Annotated in this window: 1 protein-coding gene; it reads left to right on the top strand. The window is 74.7% G+C overall.

The genetic code is table 11. The annotated features are described in order from the left end of the window. Positions 1–56: 56 nt before the first annotated feature. Positions 57–23,000, top strand: a complete 22,944-nt coding sequence (locus ACFVVA_RS01685) for an SDR family NAD(P)-dependent oxidoreductase (RefSeq protein ID WP_387684636.1) — start codon at positions 57–59, stop codon at positions 22,998–23,000. The last annotated feature ends 2 nt before the right edge of the window (positions 23,001–23,002 follow it).

Below are 23,002 nucleotides of genomic sequence, written 5' to 3'. Positions count from 1 at the left end.
TACGGAAACACCCCCCCTGCCTTCCTTCATTCCCCGGCTCACGAGGTGTCGATGTGATGCGCTTCCCCTTGGATTCGGACGCTGATCGTGTCGCTGTCATCGGAATGGCGGGCAGGCTGCCGAAAGCCCCGGATCCGGAGGCGTTCTGGCGACTGCTGTGCGACGGGTCCGACGCGATCACCGCGCCGCCCGCGGGCCGGCAGGGCGTACGGCACGGCGGCTACCTGGACCGGGTGGACGGCTTCGACGCCGCGTTCTTCGGTGTGTCCCCCCGCGAGGCCGCCGGCATGGACCCGCAGCAGCGGCTCATGCTCGAACTCGCCTGGGAGGCCCTGGAGGACGCCCGGATCGTGCCCAGCACACTGACGGGCAGTCCGACGGGGGTGTTCGTCGGCTCGATGTGGGAGGACTACACGTCGCTGGCCTACCCCGGTCACATCACGCCGCACACGCTGACCGGCACCAGCCGGGGCGTCATCGCCAACCGCGTCTCGCACTTCCTCGGTGTGCGCGGACCGAGCATGACGGTCGACACGGCCCAGTCGTCGGCGCTGGTCGCGGTTCATCTGGCGGTCGAGAGCCTGCGCCGCGGCGAGTCGGCGCTCGCCCTGGCCGGCGGGGTGAACCTCAACCTGACCGCCGCCCGGGAGGAGGGAGCGGCGGAGTTCGGCGGCCTGTCCCCGGACGACCGCTGCTTCACCTTCGACGCCCGGGCCAACGGCTTCGTCCGCGGCGAGGGCGGCGCCTTCCTCGTCCTGAAACCGCTGGACCGGGCCCTGGCCGACGGGGACCGCGTCTACGGTGTCGTCCGGGGCAGCGCGGTCAACAACGACGGCGCCACACGGAGCCTGACCGTGCCCAGCGCGCAGGCCCAGGAACAGGTCATCCGCGAGGCACTGGCCCGTGCCGGCGTGCGTCCCGCGGATGTGCAGTACGTGGAGCTGCACGGCACCGGCACCGCTGTCGGCGACCCCGTCGAGGCCGCCGCCCTCGCGGCGGCCTACCGCGACCCGGCCGGGTCCGGCGACGCCGACGGCGCCCTGCGGGTCGGATCCGCCAAGACGAACGTCGGCCACCTGGAAGGCGCCGCGGGCATCGTCGGTCTGCTCAAGGCCGTCCTCAGCGTGCACCACCGCGCACTGCCGCCGAGCCTGAACTACGAAACCCCCAACCCCGGCATCCCTCTCGACGCATTGGCGCTGCGGGTCCAGACCGCTCTGACCCCGTGGCCGAGGCCGGACGCGCCCCTGCTCGCCGGAGTGTCGTCGTTCGGCATGGGCGGCACCAACGCGCACGTGATCGTCGGGCAGGCGCCCGATGCGGCCGGCCCGCCGGCCCGGCGGCCCGCCCCCGAGGCCCGGCCGGCGCCGTGGATCGTCACGGCGCGGACCAAGCAGGCGCTGCGAGCGCAGATCGAGCGCCTGCGCGACCACGTGCGCAGCCACCCGGACCTGACCGGCGCCGAGGTCGCGCACGCGCTGGCCACCACCAGAACCCACTTCGCGCACCGCGCGGTCCTGCTCGACTCCGCGCAGGTCGCCGCCGGCCGGGCCGGCACCCCGGGCCGTACCGTCTTCGTGTTCCCCGGCCAGGGCGCGCAGTGGGTCGGCATGGGCCGGGAGCTGTACGCCGCGTACCCAGCCTTCCGGGCCGCCATGGACGAGTGCGCCCAGGCCCTGGCCCCGTACACCGACTGGTCCCTGGCCGATGTCCTGGACGGCGCCCCGCTCGACCGGGTGGACGTCGTGCAGCCCGCCCTGTTCGCGGTGATGGTGTCCCTGGCGGCACTGTGGCGCTCCTTCGGCGTCGAGCCCGACGCGGTGGTCGGGCACTCGCAGGGCGAGATCGCCGCGGCCTACGTCGCGGGCGCGCTGTCGCTGTCCGACGCGGCCCGGATCGTGGCACTGCGCAGCCGCGCGCTGGTGGCGCTGACCGGCCGGGGCGGCATGGTGTCCGTGGCCCTGTCCGCCGAGCGGGCCGAGGAGCACGTGTCGCGCTGGGGCGGCGCGCTGACGGTCGCCGTGGTCAACGCCACCGGCTCGGTCGTGGTGTCCGGCGACACGCAGGCCCTGTCCGAACTGGTCGAGTCCTGCGCGGCGGACGGTGTCCGCGCACGCGTCGTCCCGGTGGACTACGCCTCCCATTGCGCGCACGTCGAGGCGATCCGCGAGCGGCTGCTCACCGAACTGGACGGTGTGCGGCCGCGGCAGGGCACCATCCCGTACTACTCCGCGGTCACCGGTGGCCTCCTCGACGACACCACGGAGCTCGACGCCGGCTACTGGTACCGCAACGTGCGCGAGCCGGTCCGCTTCGACCTGGTCACCGCCGCACTGCTGGCGGACGGGCACGACGTCGTGGTCGAGGTCAGCCCGCACCCGGTGCTGCTGCCCGCCCTCGAACAGACCCTGGAACAGGCCCGCGAGCGGACCGGCGTGCCCGGCGTCGCCACCGGCACGCTGGGCCGTGACCGGGGCGGGCCGGACGTCTTCCTGACCGCGCTGTCCCGGCTGTTCGTGGCCGGCGTGCCGGTCGACTGGTCCCCGGCCGTCGCCGGGGCCGCGCCGGTCGACCTGCCCACGTACGCCTTCCAACGCCGTTCGTACTGGCTGCCCGAAGCGACAGCCGGGCAGCGCGGACGGACCCCGGCCGCCCCGGGGACGCACGCGACGGAGACCGCCGCGCCCGGCCGGCCGGACGGCGGCCCGGAGACCCGCGACACCGGGGCGGGCGGCAGGGACACGGGCGGCACGGACACGGGCGACCCCGAGTCGGGCAGCACCGTCGACCCCGAGCCGGACGACACGGTCGACGCGGCCGCCGTGGTCACCGAGCAGATCGCGCTCGTGCTGGGCCACGAGGACCCCGCGGACATCGATTCCGCGCTCACCTTCAAGGACCTCGGCTTCGACTCGGTCACCGGGCTCGAACTGCGCAACCGCCTGGCCGGCGCCCTGGACCGGCAACTGCCCTCCGGTCTCGTCTTCGACCACCCGACGCCCGCGGAGCTGATCGACTGGCTGCGCACCGGCCCCGGCGACCGGCCGGCCCCGGCCGCCCCCGCCGCCCAGACCGCCCACGACGACCCGGTCGTCATCGTGGGGATGGGCTGCCGCCTCCCCGGCGGGGTGGCCTCGCCGGACGACCTGTGGCGGCTCGTCGCGGAGGGCGTGGACGCGATCGGCGACTTCCCGGACGACCGCGGCTGGGACCTGGGCGGCCTGTACGACCCGGACCTGCGCGGCGCGGGCACCACGTACACCACCCGGGGCGGGTTCCTGGACGCGGTGGCCGGCTTCGACGCCCCGTTCTTCGGCATCTCGCCCCGCGAGGCGCTCGCCATGGACCCGCAGCAGCGGCTCGTGCTGGAGACGGCCTGGGAGACCTTCGAGCACGCCGGGATCGACCCGGCCTCGCTGCGCGGCGGCCACACCGGCGTGTTCACCGGCGTCTGGTCGTCCGGCTACGCGACCGGGCCGGGCCTGCCGGAGGACCTGGAGGGCTACCTGTTCACCGGCGTCGCGACCAGCGTCACGTCCGGCCGGGTCGCCTACCACCTCGGGCTGCGCGGTCCGGCGCTGTCCGTGGACACCGCCTGCTCGTCCTCCCTGGTCGCCGTCCACCTGGCCGCCCAGGCCCTGCGCGCGGGCGAGTGCTCGCTGGCGCTCGCCGGCGGCGTCACGATCATGGCGACACCGCTGGGCTTCACCGAGTTCTCCCGCCAGCACGGCCTCGCGGCGGACGGCCGCAGCAAGCCCTTCGCCGCCGCGGCCGACGGCACCAGCTGGGCCGAGGGCGCCGGCTTGGTGCTGCTGGAACGTCTGTCGGACGCCCGTCGTAACGGCCACCGGGTGCTGGCGGTCGTCCGGGGCTCGGCGGTGAACCAGGACGGGGCGTCCAACGGGTTGACCGCGCCGAACGGTCCGTCGCAGGAGCGGGTGATTCGTCAGGCCCTCGCCAATGCCGGGTTGGAGCCGTCCGAGGTGGACGCGGTGGAGGCGCACGGTACGGGGACGACGCTCGGCGACCCCATCGAGGCGCAGGCGCTGCTGGCGACTTATGGCCGGGACCGGGTGGAGCCGTTGTGGCTGGGGTCGGTGAAGTCCAACATCGGCCACACCCAGGCCGCCGCCGGCGTCGCGGGCCTGATCAAGATGGTCATGGCGATGCGGCACGGCGAACTGCCGCGCACCCTGCACATAGACGCCCCCTCCCCGCACGTCGACTGGGCCTCCGGCGCGGTCCGGCTGCTGACCGAGGCCCGGCCGTGGCCGGAGCACGAGCACCCGCGCCGCGCCGGCATCTCGGCCTTCGGCATCAGCGGCACCAACGCCCACCTCATTGTCGAGCAGAGCAGCATCGAGCAGTCCTCCGACCCGGACCCCGGCCCCCTTCCCGAACCCGCCGGCCGGGCCGCCCCCACCGCCTGGCTGCTGTCCGCGAAGACCGGTGCCGCGCTGCGCGCCCAGGCCGAGCGGCTGCACGCGTACGCGACCGCCCACCCCGACGTCCCGGCCGCCGCGATCAGCCGCGCACTGGCCGCCCGCACCCGGTTCGAGCACCGGGCCGCGGTGGTCGGCGCCGACCGGGACGACCTGCTGTCCGGCCTGGCCGCACTCCCGTCGGGACTGCCGGCCCTGCCGGGAATGCCGGGCGTGTCTGGCCTGCCGGCCCGTACCGGCGGGACCGTGTTCGTCTTCCCCGGACAGGGGGCGCAGTGGGCGGGCATGGGCCGTGACCTGTACGAGCAGTCCGAGGTCTTCCGCGCCGGCATCGACGCCTGCGCCGCCGCCCTGGCCCCGTACACCGACTGGTCGCTGGTCGACGAACTGCGTCACGGCTCGCTGGACCGCGTCGACGTGGTGCAGCCGGCCCTGTTCGCCGTCATGGTGGCGCTGGCCGACCTGTGGCGGTCCTACGGCGTGCAGCCGGACGCCGTGGTCGGCCACTCCCAGGCGGAGATCGCCGCCGCGTACGTCGCCGGCGCGCTGTCGCTGGGCGACGCCGCCAAGGTCGTGGCGTTGCGGTCCAGGGCACTGGCCGCCATCGCCGACCGGGGCGGCATGGTGTCCCTCGCGCTGTCCGTCGAACAGGCCGCCGGCTACCTGGCCCGTTGGGGCGAGCGGCTGACCACCGCCGTGGTGAACGGACCCGCGGCGGTCGTGGTGTCCGGCGGCCTCGACGTGCTGGACGAACTGCTGGCCGCCTGCGAGGCCGACGGCATCCGCGCCCGCCGCCTGCCCGTCGACTACGCCGCCCACTCCGTCCAGGTCGAGGCGATCCGCGAGCAACTGCTCACCGAACTGGCCGACATCACACCCCACTCGGCGGCGATCCCGTTCTACTCCACGGTCACCGGCGAGCCGGTCGACACCTCCGCCCTCGACGCCGGCTACTGGTACCGCAACCTCCGCGAACCCGTACGGTTCGACCTGGCCACCGCCCGGCTCACCGCCGACGGCCACGACCTGTTCCTGGAGGTCAGCCCGCACCCGGTGCTGGTGCCCGCGCTGGATGTCGCCGCCACCGGAACACTGCGCCGCGACCACGGCGGCCTCACCGAGTTCCTCGCCGCGGCGGGACGCCTCTACGCCGCCGGAGCCGACGTCGACTGGATGCCGGTCCTACCCCGCACCGCACCCGGGGCGGACCTGCCCACGTACGCCTTCCAGCGCGAGCCCTACTGGGTGACCGCGACCCCGCCGGTGCCCCGTGACGACTGGCGGTACGAGGTGGCATGGACGCCGACGAGCGGTACCGCGGCCCCGGTGGACCCGGATCGCTGGCTCGTCCTGGCCACGACCGGGCACCCGTGGGCCGAGGCCCTGCGCGAACGGGGCTTCGCGGTGGCCGACACCTGGGACGTGGCCGACACCTGGGACGACGTGGCCGGCACCGGGGACGCCCGGCCCGGGCCGGACGGTGTGCTGTCGCTGCTGGCGCTGGACGAGGAGCCGCACCCCGACCACCCGGTGCTCCCGGCGGGCCTGGTCCGCACCCTGGATCTGGTCCGCACCCTGGACCCGGTGCGCAGCCCGGACCCGGTGAGGACGGCGGCCGTCCCGCTGTGGTGCGCGACCAGCGGCGCCGTGAGCACCTCGGGCACCGACCCGGTCACCAGCCCGGCCCAGGCCCTGGCGTGGGGCACCGGCGCGTCCGCGGCGCTGGAGTTCCCGCACGGCTGGGGCGGCCTGGTCGACCTTCCCGCCGTGCCCGACGAGGAGAGCGTGAACGCGCTGCTCGTCGTGCTCGCCGGCACGGGCGAGGACCAGGTGGCGATCCGCGGCACCCGGCGCTTCGCCAAGCGGCTGCGCCGCAAGGCCTCGTCGGGCCCGGCCGCGCGGCCCTGGCGGCCGCGGGGCACGGTGCTGGTCACCGGCGGCACCGGCGCGCTCGGGGGACATGTGGCCCGCCGCCTCGCGCGGCAGGGCGCGGAGCACATCGTGCTGGCCTCCCGCCGCGGCCCCGACGCACCCGGCGCGGCCGGCCTGCGCGACGAACTGGAGGCAGCCGGGGCGCGGGTGACCGTGGCGGCGTGCGACGTGGCCGACCGGGACGCCCTGCGGGACCTCGTCGCGCGCGTCGGCGACATCCGCGCGGTCTTCCACACCGCCGGCGTGATCAGGGCGACCAGGCTGGCCGACACGGCACCGGCGGAGTTCGCCGAGGTCGTCACGGCCAAGGTCGCCGGGGCGGCGAACCTGGCGGAACTCCTGCCGGACCTCGACGCCTTCGTCCTGTTCTCCTCCACCGCGGGCGTGTGGGGCGACGGCCACGGCGCGGCCTACGCCGCCGGCAACGCCTTCCTCGACGCCCTGGCCGCACAGCACCGCGCCCGGGGCCGCGCCACGACCTCCGTCGCGTGGGGCATCTGGGCCGACGGCGGCATGGCGGCCCTGGAGTCCGTGCGGCGCCAGCGCACCCTGCTCGGCCTCGGCGAACTGGACCCGGGCCGGGCACTCGACGCGCTGCAGGACGTCCTCGACCACGACGAGGCCCTCGCGGTCGTCACCGAGGCCGACTGGGCACAGTTCGCCCGCGCCTACACCCACGCGCGGCCGAGCCGGCTGCTGCGGGACCTGCCCGAGGCCCACCGCCCGCCGCAGGCCCCCCGACCCGCGCCCCCCGCCGGCGGCACCGACCTGCTGGAGCTGATCACCACCCACGTCGCCGGGGTGCTGGGACACACCGCCCCCGAGCGGCTCGACCCCCGGCGGGCGTTCAAGGACCTGGGCTTCGACTCACTGACCGCGGTGGAACTGCGCAACCGCCTGACCGCCGCGCTCGGGACGCAACTGCCCGCCACCCTCGTCTTCGACCACCCCACCCCGGCACGGCTGGCCGCCCACCTGTCCGGCGAGTCCGGCGAGCAGGACGCACCGCGGGCCCCGGCCGCGACGGACGAGCCGATCGCGGTCATCGGCATGGGCTGCCGCTACCCCGGAGGCGTCGGCACCCCCGAGGACCTGTGGCGGCTGGTCGCGGACGGCGTGGACGCGGTCGGCGACTTCCCGGCCGACCGGGGATGGGACATCGACCGCCTGTACGACCCGACGGGAAGCCGCCCCCGCACGTCGAGCACGTCCCGGGGCGGCTTCCTCGACGCCGCCGGCGACTTCGACGCGGCGTTCTTCGGGATATCGCCCCGCGAGGCGCTCGCCATGGACCCGCAGCAGCGCATCCTGCTGGAGACCGCGTGGGAGACCATCGAGTACGCCGGTATCGACCCGACCGCGCTGGAGGGCACACCCACCGGCGTGTTCACCGGCATGTGGTCCACCGGCTACGCCGCCGGGCCGGTCCCCGACGACCTGGAGGGCTACCAGGTCACCGGCACCGCGTCGAGCGTGGGGTCCGGCCGGCTGGCGTACCAGCTGGGTCTGCTCGGCCCGGCACTGTCCCTGGACACCGGCTGCTCGTCGTCCCTGGTGGCCCTGCACCTGGCCGCCCAGGCGCTGCGCTCGGGAGAATGCTCCTTGGCCCTGGCCGGCGGCGTCACCGTCAACGCGGCACCCACGCTGTTCACCGAGATGTCCCGGCAGGGGGCGAGCGCGCCCGACGGCCGCAGCAAGTCCTTCGCCGCCGCGGCCGACGGGGCGGGCTGGGCCGAGGGCGCGGGCCTGCTGCTGCTGGAACGCCTGTCCGACGCCCGCCGCAACGGCCACGAGGTGCTGGCGGTCGTCCGGGGCTCTGCCACCAACCAGGACGGCGCGTCCAATGGCCTGACCGCGCCGAACGGCCCCTCCCAGGAGCGGGTGATCCGTCAGGCCCTCGCCAATGCCGGGCTGGAGCCGTCCGAGGTGGACGCGGTGGAGGCGCACGGCACCGGCACCACCCTCGGTGATCCCATCGAGGCCCAGGCCCTGCTGGCGACGTACGGCCGGGATCGGGACGAGCCGCTGTGGCTGGGCTCGGTGAAGTCCAACATCGGCCACACCCAGGCCGCCGCCGGCGCGGCCGGCCTGATCAAAATGGTCATGGCGATGCGGCACGGCGAGCTGCCGCGGACCCTCCACGTGGACGCGCCCACCCCGCACGTCGACTGGGCCTCCGGCGCGGTTCGCCTGCTCACCGAACCGGTCGCCTGGCCCGCGAGCGGGCGGCCACGGCGGGCCGCCGTCTCCGCCTTCGGCATCAGCGGCACCAACGCCCACGTCGTCATCGAGCAGAGCATCCTCGAACAGCCCGCAGAGGCCGACTCCGCCGCACGCTCTCCCCGGGGCCGCGCGGACGACCAGGTCCTCTGGCCGCTGTCGGCCCGGTCCGAGGCGGCGTTGCGGGCGCAGGCGCGTCGGCTGGGCGCGTTCATCGCTGCGCGTCCCGAGGTGAGCCCGGCGGCGGTCGGGGGCGCTCTGGCCGCCCGCACCGTGTTCGAGCACCGGGCCGTGGTGGTGGGCAGCGCCGCGGCCCTGGACGCCCTGGCCGCGGGCGGCACGGCGCCGGGTCTGGTCACCGGGACCGCCCGCCCGGTGGGTCGTTCGGTGTTCGTGTTCCCGGGTCAGGGGGCGCAGTGGGTCGGTATGGGTGGGGAGTTGTACCGCTCGGAGCGGGTGTTCCGGGAGGCGATCGATGCGTGTGACGCGGCGCTGGCGCCGTACACCGACTGGTCGTTGGTGGAGGTGCTGACCGGTGGTGGGTCGCTGGAGCGGGTGGATGTGGTGCAGCCGGCCCTGTTCGCGGTGATGGTGGCGCTGGCCGAGCTGTGGCGCTCCTTCGGTGTCGAGCCCGACGCGGTGGTCGGGCATTCGCAGGGCGAGATCGCTGCCGCGTACGTGGCGGGGGCGTTGTCCCTGGACGACGCCGCGAAGGTGGTGGCCCTGCGCAGCAAGGCCCTGGTCGTCCTGGCCGGACACGGCGGCATGGTCTCGGTCGCGCTGTCCGCGGACGACGCCGCCGGCTACCTGAGCCCCTGGGGCGACCGGATCACCGTCGCGGTGGTCAACTCCGCCTCGACCGTCGTCGTGTCCGGCGAACCCGGGGCCCTGGACGAACTGCTGGCAGCCTGCGCCAGGGACGGCATCCGCGCCCGCGCCATCCCCGTCGACTACGCCGCCCACTCGGCGCAGGTCGAGGCGATCCGCGAGCAACTGCTCACCGAACTGGCCGACATCACGCCCCACTCGGCGGCGATCCCGTTCTACTCCACGGTCACCGGCGAGCCGGTCGACACCTCCGCCCTCGACGCCGGCTACTGGTACCGCAACCTCCGCGAACCCGTACGGTTCGACCTGGCCACCGCCCGGCTCACCGCCGACGGCCACGAGGTGTTCGTGGAAGTCAGCCCGCACCCGGTGCTGGTGCAGGACCTGGACGGCGTGGCGACCGGCACCCTGCGCCGCGACCACGGCGCCATCGGGGAATTCCACACCGCCCTGGCCCGCCTCCACGTCCAGGGCGTCGCCGTGACCTGGCCGCACGACCGCCCGCACGGCGTCAGGCTGCCGCGCTACCCCTTCCAGCGCAGCACCTACTGGCTCACCTCCGCGGCCGGCGACCACGCCACCGGGCACCCGCTGGCGGGCACCACGGTCGAACTGCCCGACGGGACCACCGTGCACAGTGGGCGCGTCTCCACCCGCACCCACCCCTGGCTGGCCGACCACGCCGTCGACGGCACGGTCCTGCTGCCGGGCACCGCCTTCCTCGAACTCGCCACCCTGGCCGGCGGGACCCTCGACGACCTCGTCCTGCACCTGCCCCTCGCGCTCTCCGACGCACCCACGGACATCCAGGTCTCGGTCGGCGCCCCGGACGACGCCGGCCGCCGACCGGTCACCGTGCACGCCAAGGGCGGCGACGGCTGGGTCCGCCACGCGTCCGGAACCCTCGGCGGCCAGGTGCCGCCCGGTCGCCCCGCCCGGCCCGCGAGGAACGCCGAACCCGTGGACCCCGAAGGGTTCTACGCCCACCTCGCCGGACTCGGATACCAGTACGGCCCCGCGTTCCGGGGCGTGCGGGAGTTGTGGCGGGGCGAGGACGAACTGTACGCCGAGGTGTCCGTCCCCGACGGCGCCCGCTTCGGCATCCACCCCGCGCTCCTGGACGCCGCACTCCAGCCGCTGATCCTGCTCAGCCCCGACACCCGGGTCCGGCTGCCGTTCTCCTTCTCCGGCGTCGCCGTGCACACCACCGGTGTGTCGTCCGCCCGGGTCCACCTGGCCCGCACGGGCACCGGCACCTACCGCGCGACCCTGACCGACCTGTCCGGCAACCCGGTCGCGGACATCACCGCGCTGACCGTCCGTCCGGCCGCCGAGGCCCGGGCCGCGGTGCTGCACACCCAGTGGGTACCCCTCATCGCGGGCCCACCGACCGAGGTGGTGCCGAGCCCGGTACTCGCCGCGGAAGCCGACGCGGACTCCGTGCACGCCCTCGTCCAGCGGGCCCGCGCGCTCGTCCAGGACTTCCTGGCCGGGCAGCCGGAGCGGACGGACGCGCGCCTGGCCGTCCTGACCCGCGGCGTGGCCGGCGCGGCCGTACGCGGCCTGGTCCGCAGCGCCGCCGCCGAGCACCCCGGCCGGTTCGTCCTGGTCGACATGGGCGACGCGTCCGAGGAGGACGCGGTCCGGGCCGCCATGACGGCCGGCGACGAACCCGAACTGGCCCTGCGCCGGGAAGGCGTCCTGGTGCCGCGGCAGGCCAGGTACGCGCCGGAACCGACCGCCCCCGACGGCGTGTACCGGCTGAGCGAGTCCGGCACCGGGCAACTGGACGACCTGGCCCTGCCGTCCTGGCAGGAGGCCGCGCTGGAACCCGGACAGGTACGGGTCGCCGTACGCGCGGCCGGCCTGAACTTCCGCGACGTGCTCATCACCCTCGGCATGTACCCGGACCGGCCCCCGCTGGGCGGCGAAGGGGCCGGCACCGTCATCGAGGTCGGTCCCGGCGTCACGGCCTGGCGGCCCGGCGACCGCGTCATGGGAATGGTGCCCGGCGCCTTCGGGCCGCGCGCGGTCGCCGACCACCGGCTCCTGACGGCGATCCCCGAGGGCTGGAGCTTCACCGAGGCGGCGTCGGTGCCTGTCGCCTTCACCACCGCCTGGTACGGGCTGTTCGACCTCGGCGAACTGCGCCCCGGAGACCGGGTCCTGGTCCACTCCGGCGCGGGCGGTGTGGGCATGGCCGCCATCCGGTTGGCCCTGAACAGCGGCGCGGAGGTCTTCGCCACCGCGAGCCCCGCCAAGTGGGACACCCTGCGGCGCCTCGGACTGGCGGACGACCACATCGGTTCCTCCCGCGACACCCGGTTCGCCGAGCGGTTCCCGGCCATGGACGTCGTCCTCAACTCGCTCGCGGGAGAACTCACCGACGCCTCCCTGCGGCTGCTCGCCGACGGCGGACGGTTCGTCGAGCTGGGCAGGACGGACGTCCGCTCACCCGAGGGCCTGATCTACCGGGCCTTCGACCTCAACGACGTCGACCCCGCGCGGCAGGGCGACATCCTCTCCAAGGTCGTGGCGATGGTCGCCGACGGGACACTGGAGCCGCTGCCGGTCACCGCCGCGGACCTCCGCCAGGCGGTCGCCTCCTTCCGGCTGATGAGCCAGGCCCGCCACACCGGCAAGATCGTCCTCACCGTCCCCCGGCCGATCGACCCCGACGGCACCGTGCTGATCACCGGCGGCACCGGCACCCTCGGCCGGGCCGTCGCCCGGCACCTGGTGTCCCGCTACGGGGTACGGCACCTGCTGCTCGTCAGCCGCGGCGGCGGCGCGGTGCCGCACCTGGAGGCGCAAGGGGACGTCGACGTGCGGGTCGTGGCCTGTGACGTCGCGGACCGGGACGCGCTGGCGGCCGTACTGGACTCGATCCCGGCCGAGCATCCGCTCACCGCCGTCGTCCACGCGGCCGGGGTGCTCGACGACACCGTGGTGGAACGGCTGACCGCGGAGCAACTCGACCGGGTGCTGCGTCCCAAGGTCGACGGCGCCTGGAACCTGCACGAGCTGACCCGCGAACACCACCTCGCCGCCTTCGTGCTGTTCTCCGCGGCCGCGGGTGTACTCGGCAACGCCGGCCAGGCCGGCTACGCGGCCGCGAACTCCTACCTCGACGCGTTCGCCGCACACCGGCAGACCCTCGGACTGCCCGCCGTGTCGATGGCCTGGGGCTACTGGGAGCAGGAGAGCGGCATGACCGCCCACCTCACCGCGGCCGACCGCCAACGCCTCGCCCGCCAGGGCATCCGCCCCATCAGCACCGAACGGGCCCTGGCCATGTTCGACACCGCGCTGGCTGCCGGACGTCCCGCGCTGACCACGGCCGACCTCTCGATGCCGCAGACCCTGCCGACGCCGAAGGCCCCCGCGTCGGACCTGCTGTCCCTGGTCGCCGCCCATACCGCCACCGTCCTCGGCCACTCCGACGCCGCCGCGATCACCCCCGGACTCGCCTTCCGCGACCTCGGCTTCGACTCCCTGACCTCCGTCGAACTGCGCAACCGCCTCGCCGGCGCCACCGGCCTGCGGCTGCCCGCGACCCTCGTCTTCGACCACCCCACCCCCGCCGACCTCGCCGACCACCTCACGGCCGAACTCTCCGGTGCGGCAAAGGGTGTGGTGCCGGTGGTGCCCGCGGTGTCGGTGTCGGACGATCCGGTGGTGATCGTGGGCATGGGGTGCCGGTTGCCGGGTGGGGTGGGGTCGCCGGAGGAGCTCTGGAGTCTGGTGTCGGGTGGGGTGGATGCGATCGGGGCGTTCCCGTCGGATCGTGGGTGGGATGTCGAGGGGTTGTTCCATCCGGACGCGGATCATCCTGGGACGTCGTACACGCGGTCGGGTGGGTTCCTGGCGGATGCGGCGGGGTTCGACGCGGATTTCTTCGGGATCTCGCCGCGTGAGGCGTTGGCGATGGATCCGCAGCAGCGGGTGCTGCTGGAGACCGCGTGGGAGACGTTCGAGCATGCGGGGATCGATCCGACGTCGTTGCGGGGCAGCCGGACGGGCGTGTTCACCGGCATCTGGTCCTCCGGCTACGTCGGCAGCCCCGACCAGGCACCGCCCGACACCGAGGGCTACCTCGCCACCGGCATCTCGCCGAGCATCACCTCCGGCCGGGTCTCCTACCTGCTGGGCCTCCAGGGCCAGGCCGTGTCCGTCGACTCCGCCTGCTCCTCGTCACTGATGGCGATCCACCTCGCCGCGCAGGCACTGCGCTCGGGGGAGTGCACACTCGCCCTGGCCGGCGGGGTGACCGTGAGCGTGACCCCCCTCCAGTTCACGGAGTTCTCCCGCCAGCGCGCCCTGGCCCCCGACGGCCGGTGCAAGCCCTTCTCGTCGACGGCCGACGGCACGGCGTGGGGTGAGGGTGCGGGGCTGGTGCTGCTGGAGCGGTTGTCGGACGCCCGTCGCAACGGCCACCGGGTGCTGGCGGTGGTGCGGGGCTCGGCGGTGAACCAGGACGGGGCGTCCAACGGGTTGACCGCGCCCAACGGCCTCTCCCAGGAGCGGGTGATTCGTCAGGCCCTGGCCAATGCCGGGCTGGAACCGTCCGAGGTGGACGCGGTGGAGGCGCACGGTACGGGGACGACGCTCGGTGATCCCATCGAGGCGCAGGCGCTGCTGGCGACGTACGGCCGGGACCGGGACGAGCCGTTGTGGCTGGGGTCGGTGAAGTCCAACATCGGCCACACCCAGGCCGCCGCCGGCGCGGCCGGCCTGATCAAGATGGTCATGGCGATGCGGCACGCCGAACTGCCGCCGACGCTGCACGTCCAGGAGCCCACGCCGCACGTCGAGTGGGACACCGGTGACATCCGGCTGCTGACCGAGGCCCGGCCGTGGCCGGAGACGGGGCGTCCCCGTCGCGCGGGCATCTCGGCCTTCGGGGCCAGCGGCACCAACGCCCACGTCGTCATCGAACAGTTCCCGGAAGAAACCCCCGGACAACCCGCCGCGGACGACTCCGCGGAGCCCACCGTATGGCTGCTGTCCGGCAAGACGGACGACGCCCTCCGCGCCCAGGCCCGACGGCTCGCGGACCACCTCACCGCCCACCCCGGACTCCGGTCGGCCGCGATCGGCCGGGCCCTCGCCACCACCCGCACCATGCTCGCCCACCGGGCGGCCCTGGTGGGCAGCACCCGGACCGACCTCATGGCGGAACTGGCCGCCCTCGCCGACGGAGGCCCCCGCGTCATCACGGGGATGGCCGGTTCGCCGGGTCGGTCGGTGTTCGTGTTTCCGGGGCAGGGTGCCCAGTGGGTGGGTATGGGCGGGGAGTTGTACGCCGCGTACCCCGTCTTCCGGGCGGCCATGGACGAGTGCGCCCAGGCCCTGGCCCCGTACACCGACTGGTCCCTGGCCGATGTTCTGGACGGCGCGCCGCTCGACCGGGTGGACGTCGTGCAGCCCGCCCTGTTCGCGGTGATGGTGTCCCTGGCGGCACTGTGGCGTGCCCATGGTGTGGAACCCGATGCCGTCGTCGGGCATTCGCAGGGGGAGATTGCGGCGGCGTACGTGGCGGGGGCGTTGTCCCTGGACGACGCCGCGAAGGTGGTCGCCCTGCGCAGCAAGGCGCTGGCGGTGCTGGCCGACCGGGGCGGCATGGTTTCCCTAGGCCTCGGGCATGAGCGGGCCGCCGGGTTCGTGGACCGCTGGGACGGCCGGCTGACGGTGGCGGTGGTCAACTCCGCGGACAGCGTGGTGGTGTCGGGCGATCTGGACGCGCTGGACGAACTGCTGGCGGCCTGTGAGGCCGACGGCATCCGCGCCCGCCGCCTGCCCGTCGACTACGCCGCCCACTCCGTCCAGGTCGAGGCGATCCGCGAGCAACTGCTCACCGACCTCGCCGGCATCACACCGCGCCCGGCGGCGATCCCCTTCTACTCCACCGTCACCGGCGAGCCGGTCGACACCTCCGCCCTCGACGCCGATTACTGGTACCGCAACCTCCGCGAACCCGTACGCTTCGACCTCGCCGTCGAGGCCCTCACGCAGGACCGGCACGGCGTGTTCGTGGAGGTCAGCCCGCACCCCGTCCTGGTGCCGGTGATGGACGGCGTGGTGACCGGCACGCTGCGCCGCGGCAGCGGCCGGCAGGAATTCCACCTCGCCCTGGCGCGCCTGCACACGCAAGGCGTGGCCGTCGACTGGACGCCGGTCTTCCCCGGCGAGGCCCACCACGTCCCGCTGCCGACGTACGCCTTCCAGCACCGGCCGTACTGGTTGAACCCCGTGGCCGCGAAGGGCGACGTGTCGGCGGCGGGACTGGAATCGGCCGGTCACCCGCTGCTCGGGGCCGTCGTCGAACTGGCCGGGGACCAGAGCGTGCTGCTCACGGGGCGGCTCTCGACGGCCACCCGGCCCTGGCTGGCCGACCACGTCGTCCTGGGCTCCGTGCTGCTGCCCGGCACCGTGTTCGTCGAACTCGCCATGCACGCAGGCCGGCAGGCGGGCTGCGACGTCCTGGACGAACTGGTGCTGGAAGCCCCCATGATCCTGCCGGACGACGGTTCCGTGCCGGTCCAGGTCGTCGTCGGCGCACCGGACGGGACGGGCCGACGCCCCGTCACCGTGCACTCCCGGACGGGCGGCACCTGGCTGCGGCACGCCACCGGCATGCTGGCGACCGGCGACCACCCCCGCCCGTACGACAACGGCGAGTCCTGGCAGCCGGCCGGTGAGCCCGTCGACCTGACCGACTTCTACGACACCCTCGCCGCCCAGGGCTACGAGTACGGGCCGGTGTTCGCGGGCGTACGCGAGATCAGGCAACAGGGCGACGAGCTCTATGCCGAGGTGGCGCTGCCCGCCGACACCCGCGACCGCTTCGGTCTCCACCCCGCGCTGCTCGACGCCGCACTCCAGCCGCTGACCCTGCTGGCGGCCGGCCGCCTGCCGTTCTCCTTCGCCGGGGTGTCGATGCGGAAGGCCGGCTCCACGGCCCGGGTCCGCCTCACACCCACCGGCCCCGACACCTTCCGGGTCGCGCTCGCCGACGACTCCGGGCCGCTGGCGGCGATCGACGCGCTGACCGTGCGCCACCGGCCGCCGGGCATGCCGGCCGCCGGGACCAACCAGCTCTTCCGCCTAGACTGGGTGCCCGTCGAGAGCAGCGGCGAACCCCCGGCCGTCCACCACGTCACGCCCCCGGCGGGAGACCCCGTGGCGGCCGCGCACACCGTCGCCGCCGAGACGCTGGGCGTGCTCCAGGACTTCCTGCGCGACGGGGACGGCCGGCTGGCCGTCGTGACCCGCGGGGCGGTCGGGCCGGACCCCGTCGACCTGCCGTCCAGCGTCGTCTGGGGCCTGGTCCGCGCGGCCCAGGCGGAACACCCCGACCGGTTCGTGCTCGTCGACACCGACGACCGCGTCCTCGTCGCGGGGGACGAACCGCAGCTCGTCGTCCGCGACGGCGCCGCCCGCGCCGCCCGCCTGGTGCGGGCCGAGGCGGCCCCGGCACCCGGCCCGCTCGACCCGAACGGCACCGTGCTGATCACCGGAGGCACCGGAACACTGGGCCGCCTCGTCGCCCGGCACCTGCGCGACCGGCACGGCATCCGGCACCTGCTCCTGCTCAGCAGGAGCGGGGCGGAGGTGGACTTCGACGCCGAGGTGGTGGCCTGCGACGTGGCCGACCGGGACACGCTGGCGGCCGTGCTGGACTCGATCCCGGCCGCACACCCGCTGACCGCGGTCGTGCACGCGGCCGGGGTGCTCGACGACGGCGTCGTCGAATCCCTCACGCCCGGCCGGATCGACCGGGTGCTGCGGCCCAAGGCCGACGCCGCCTGGCACCTGCACGAGCTGACGAAGGACCTCGGCCTGAGCGCGTTCGTGCTCTTCTCGTCCGCCGCCGGTGTGCTGGGCGGCCCGGGCCAGGCGAACTACGCCGCCGCGAACGCCTTCCTGGACGCCCTCGCCGTGCACCGGCGTGCCCTGGGTCTGCCGGGCGTGTCGCTGGCCTGGGGACAGTGGGCCGAGGCCAGCGGCCTGACCGAACACCTCACCGACACCGACCGCAGGCGCCTCGCCCGCGCCGGCGTGCTGCCGATGCCCACGGACCAGGCGCTGGCACTGTTCGACCTGGCCCTGGGCGCCGCCGATCCCGCGCTGGTCCCCGCACACCTCGACCTGTCGGCGGCGTCCACCCGCCCCCTGCTCAGCCGCCTCACCCGTACCCGGCCCGCCCGGCGCACGGACCGGCCGGGCCTGGGCAGGGAACTGGCGGCCCTGCCCGAGACCGAGCAGCACAGCCGCGTCCTGGCACTGGTCACCGGCCAGACGGCCGCGGTCCTCGGCCACACCGACACCGCGGCCGTCGGCGCCGAGCGGGCCTTCAAGGACCTGGGCTTCGATTCGCTCACCGCGGTCGAACTGCGCAACCGGCTGTCCGCGGTCGCCGGGGTACGGCTGCCCGCGACGATGGTCTTCGACCACCCGACCCCCGGCGCGCTGGCCGGCCACCTGCGGGACCTCCTGGTCGGCGCTCGGCGCCAGGCCCCTGCCCCACCCATGCCGGTCGGGATTCCGGTGTCGGACGACCCCGTCGTGGTCGTGGGGTTGGGGGCCCGGTACCCGGGTGGGGTGGGCTCGGCGCGGGAGCTGTGGCGTCTGGTGTCGGGTGGCGTGGACGCGGTGGGGGACTTCCCGTCGGACCGTGGGTGGGACGTGGGTCGTCTCTACGACCCGGCCGGTGGTCCGGGGAGGTCGTACACGCGGTGGGGCGGCTTCCTCGACGCCGCCGCCGAGTTCGACGCGGCGTTCTTCGGGATCTCGCCGCGCGAGGCGTTGGCGATGGATCCGCAGCAGCGGGTGCTGCTGGAGACGGTGTGGGAGACGTTCGAGGACGCGGGGATCGATCCGACGTCGCTGCGGGGCAGCCGGACGGGCGTCTTCACCGGCATTTGGGCATCCGGCTACGGCGCCGGGGCACAGCCGCCCGACCTGGAGGGCTACCTCTCGACGGGCACGGCGACGAGTGTGACCTCCGGGCGGGTGTCGTACCTGTTGGGGCTGGAGGGTCCGGCGGTGTCGGTGGACACGGCGTGCTCGTCGTCGCTGGTGGCGATCCATCTGGCGGCGCAGGCGCTGCGCTCGGGTGAGTGCTCGTTGGCGTTGGCCGGTGGTGTGACGGTGATGGCGACGCCGGCGGGGTTCGTCGAGTTCTCGCGGCAGCGGGGGCTTGCGGTCGACGGTCGGGTGAAGGCGTTCGCCGAGGCGGCCGACGGGACGGCGTGGGGTGAGGGTGCGGGTGTCGTGCTTCTGGAGCGGTTGTCGGACGCCCGCCGCAACGGTCACCGGGTGCTGGCGGTGGTGCGGGGCTCGGCGGTGAACCAGGACGGGGCGTCGAACGGGTTGACCGCGCCGAACGGTCCGTCGCAGGAGCGGGTGATCCGTCAGGCCCTCGCCAATGCCGGGTTGGAAGCGTCCGAGGTGGACGCGGTGGAGGCGCACGGTACGGGGACGACGCTCGGTGACCCCATCGAGGCGCAGGCGCTGCTGGCGACGTACGGTCAGGGGCGGGTGGAGCCGTTGTGGCTCGGGTCGGTCAAGTCGAACATCGGCCACACCCAGGCCGCCGCCGGTGTGGCGGGTGTGATCAAGATGATCATGGCGATGCGGCACGGTGAGCTGCCCCCGACGCTGCACGTCGACGCGCCGACCTCGCACGTCGACTGGGAGTCCGGCAACATCCGGCTGCTCACCGAGGCCCGGCCCTGGCCCGACAGCGGCCACCTGCGTCGCGCGGGCATCTCGGCGTTCGGCATCAGCGGTACGAACGCGCACGTGATCCTGGAGGCACCGGCCCCGGAGCCGGCCGAGGAGACGTCGCCCGAGTCCCCCGCCGCTTCCGCGCCCGCAGCCGTCGTGCCGGTGCCGTGGCTGCTGTCGGCCAAGTCCGACGAGGCCCTGCGCGACCAGGCCCGCAGGCTGCGTGGGTTCCTCACCGAGCACCCCGAGGTCACACCGGCCGAGGTGGCCGCGGACCTGGCCACGCGGGCCCGGTTCCCGCACCGTGCCGTGCTGACGGACCCGTCCGGCCTGGACGCGCTGATCGACGGACAGCCCGGAATCGTCACGGGCACTGCCTTCCCGGGCCGGTCGGCGTTCGTGTTCTCCGGTCAGGGTGGTCAGTGGGCGGGGATGGGGCGGGGTCTGTATCGGGAGTTCCCGGTGTTCGCTCGGGTGCTGGACGAGGTGTGCGGGTTGCTGGGCCTGCCGGTGGAGGTGCTGTTCGAGGACGGGGAAGGCGTACTCGGGGAGACGGAGTTCACGCAGGCCGGGGTGTTCGCGTTGGAGGTGGCGTTGTTCCGGCTGGTGGAGTGGCTGGGGGTGCGGCCGGACTTTGTGGTGGGGCATTCCGTCGGTGAGGTCGCGGCGGCCCATGTGGCGGGGATCCTGGGCCTGGAGGACGCGTGTGTGCTGGTGGGTGCGCGGGGCCGGTTGATGCAGGGGTTGCCCGGGGGTGGGGCGATGGTGTCGCTCCAGGCGTCGCCGGAGGAGGTGGCGGGGTCGCTGGTGCCGGGTGCCGAGGTGGCGGCGGTCAACGCGCCGGACGCGGTGGTGGTGTCGGGCGACGAGGCGGCGGTCGAGGCGGTTGCCGAGGCGTGGCGGGGTCGTGGGCGTCGGGTGCGGCGGCTGGAGGTCAGTCATGCGTTCCATTCGGCGCGGATGGAGCCGGTGCTGGAGGAACTCGGTGAGGTGGTCGCGGGCCTGTCGTTCGGTGAGCCGGCGATCCCGGTGGTCTCGACGGTGACCGGGCGTCCGGTGGGCATGGGGGAGCCGGGGTACTGGGTGCGGCAGGTGCGGGAGCCGGTCCGGTTCGCCGATGCCGTGGAGTGGCTGGCGGGTCAGGGGGTCACGGGGTTCGTGGAGGTGGGTCCGCATCCGTTGCTGGTGGGGACCGGGTTGATGCGGCGTGGTGGTGATTCTCCGGAGCGGTTGTTCGCGGGGCTGGGGCGGTTGTGGGCGGACGGCGCGGTGCGCTGGACGCCACCCGCGACCACGACAGCGACCACGACGGCGGGGACCTCGGACGTGCGGGTGCCTTCGTACGCCTTCCAGCACCAGCACTACTGGCTCCACCCCACCACCCCGACACCGACCGGTGACGGCCGGATCGACCACCCGCTGCTGCGGGACGCCATGGAACTCCCCGACGACAACGGCGTGGTGCTGACGGGACACCTCGCCACCGCCGCGCAGCCGTGGCTCACCGAGCACGTCATCTCCGGCTCGCCCCTGCTGCCCGCCGCCGCGTTCGTGGACCTGGCGCTCCGGGCCGGCGAACACGTCGGCCGCCCGGCGGTCGAGGACCTGACGCTGGAGACACCGCTGGTGGTCGCGGACGGCGTGCAGGTGTCCGTGACCGTCGGCCCCGACCGGGCGGGCCGGCGGAGCGTCTCGATCCACTCGCGCGCGGACGGCGAGTGGGTACGGCACGCCACCGGCACCCTGGGCGCCGTACCCGCCGTACCCGCCGCACCACCGGAGCCCTGGGCACGGCAGTGGCCGCCGCACGCCGAAGCCGTCGACCTCGACGCCTTCTACGACAACCTGGCCGACGCCGGATTCGCCTACGGCACGGCCTTCCAAGGCCTGCGAGCGGCCTGGCGCGACGGCGACACCCTCTATGCGGAGGTGGCCGTACCCTCCGGCGACACCCGGTTCGCCCTGCACCCCGCCCTGCTCGACGCCGCGATCCAGATCGTGACCGTCGCCGACGACCGGGCGAAGATGCCGTTCTCCTTCGCCGGGATCTCCTGGTGGCGCGGCGCCGAGCACGCCAGGGTCCGGCTGACCATGACCGGCCAGGACACCTGCGCGATCGGCCTCGCCGACCAGTCGGGCGCGCCGGTCGCCGAGATCGCCTCGTTGACCCTGCGCCGGCCGGCCGGGGCCACCACGCAGGAGGTGCCGTACCAGGTGGCGTGGCCGGTCCTGGAAGCGGCGACCACCGAACCGGACATCCCGGTCCACCACGCCACCTCGCCCGTCGAGACGCTGCGGGTGATCCAGGACTTCCTCACCACGGACACCCCGCGCATGGTGGTCGCCACACGCAACGCCGTGCCGGTCCGGCCGGGCGAGGACGTCGACCCGCAGGCCACCGCCGTCTGGGGCCTGGTCCGCTCGGCCGCCACCGAGCACCCCGGCCGGTTCGTGCTGGTCGACGTTGACGGCGGCGACGAGGTCCGGCTGGCCGGGGACGAACCCCAGCTCGCGATCCGCGCCGGCGCCGTTCACGTCCCCCGCCTCGAACGGGCGCGGACCGAACCGCTGCCCTCGCCGCTCAGCCCCGAGGGCACGGTGCTCGTCACCGGCGGCACCGGCACCCTGGGCGGCACGATCGCCCGCCACCTCGCCGTACGGCACGGCGTGCGGCACCTGCTGCTGGTCGGCCGGCGCGGCCCGGACGCCCCCGGCGCGGCCGCGCTGACCGCCGACCTGGCCGCGCTGGGCGCGACCGCCGACATCGTGGCGTGCGACGTGTCCGACCGCGAGGCGGTGGCGCGGCTGCTCGCCGAACACCCGGTCACCTCGGTGATCCACGCCGCGGGCACGCTGGCCGACACCGTCGTGGAATCCCTCACCCCGCGGCAGTTCGCACGCGTGTGGGAGCCGAAGGCCCTCGCGGCGCGGCACCTCCACGAACTGACCTCGGACCTGGAGGCGTTCGTGCTGTTCTCCTCGGCGGCCGGTGTGCTGGGCGGCGCGGGCCAGGCGAACTACGCGGCGGCGAACGCGTACCTCGACGGCCTCGCCGCACACCGGCACGCCCAGGGCAAGCCGGCCGTGTCGCTCGCCTGGGGCTACTGGGCGGAGGCCAGCGGCATGACCGGAGGTCTGACCGCCACCGACCGGCACCGCCTGGCCAGGGCCGGCGTACGGCCGCTGCCGACGCCGGACGCGCTGGCCCTGTTCGACACCGCGCTGACCGCGGGCACCCCCGCCCTCGCCCCCGTCAGGTTCGACCTGCCGGCGCTGCGCCGCGCCGGCGACCCGCCCGCCCTGCTGCGGGAGCTGGTACGGCCCCGGCGCAGGCAGGCCGCCGACCGCGTGTGGACGCAGGCCGACGTGCTGCGACTCGTCGTGGGCCAGGTCGCCCTCGTCCTGGGGCACTCGTCACCGGAGGCGGTCAACCCCGACCAGGCGTTCACCGACATCGGGTTCGACTCGCTCACCGCCGTGGAACTGCGCAACCAGCTCGACGCGGACACCGGCCTGCGCCTGCCCGCCACGCTCGTCTTCGACCACCCGACACCGGCCCGCCTCGCCGCCTTCGTGCACACGCGGCTGCGCGGCACCGAACCCGACCCCCTGCTCGCCGGACTCGACCGGCTCAAGTCCACCCTGGACGCGGCAGCCGCCGACGCCGACTACGAGACCGTCGCGGCCCGCCTCGAAGCACTTCTCGCGGCCTGGACCGCCAGACGTACCGGCTCCGCGGCCGGTGTCGACGAGGCCAGCGACGACGAACTGTTCAGCCTCTTGGACGATGCGCACCGCAGGACCGAGGTCATCCGCTCGGGCGAGTCCCGCAACGGTGAGGAGTAGCG

This window comes from Kitasatospora sp. NPDC058048 (assembly GCF_042885555.1).
Classification (GTDB): Bacteria; Actinomycetota; Actinomycetes; order Streptomycetales; family Streptomycetaceae; genus Kitasatospora; species Kitasatospora lactacystinica.
Note: the sequence above shows the minus strand (reverse complement) of the source record. Positions and strands in the feature narration are given on the sequence as shown.

Excerpts from the sequence above, each read along its gene's own strand:
- ACFVVA_RS01685 (WP_387684636.1), top strand. The coding sequence starts at position 57 with ATGCGCTTCCCCTTGGATTCGGACGCTGATCGTGTCGCTGTCATCGGA.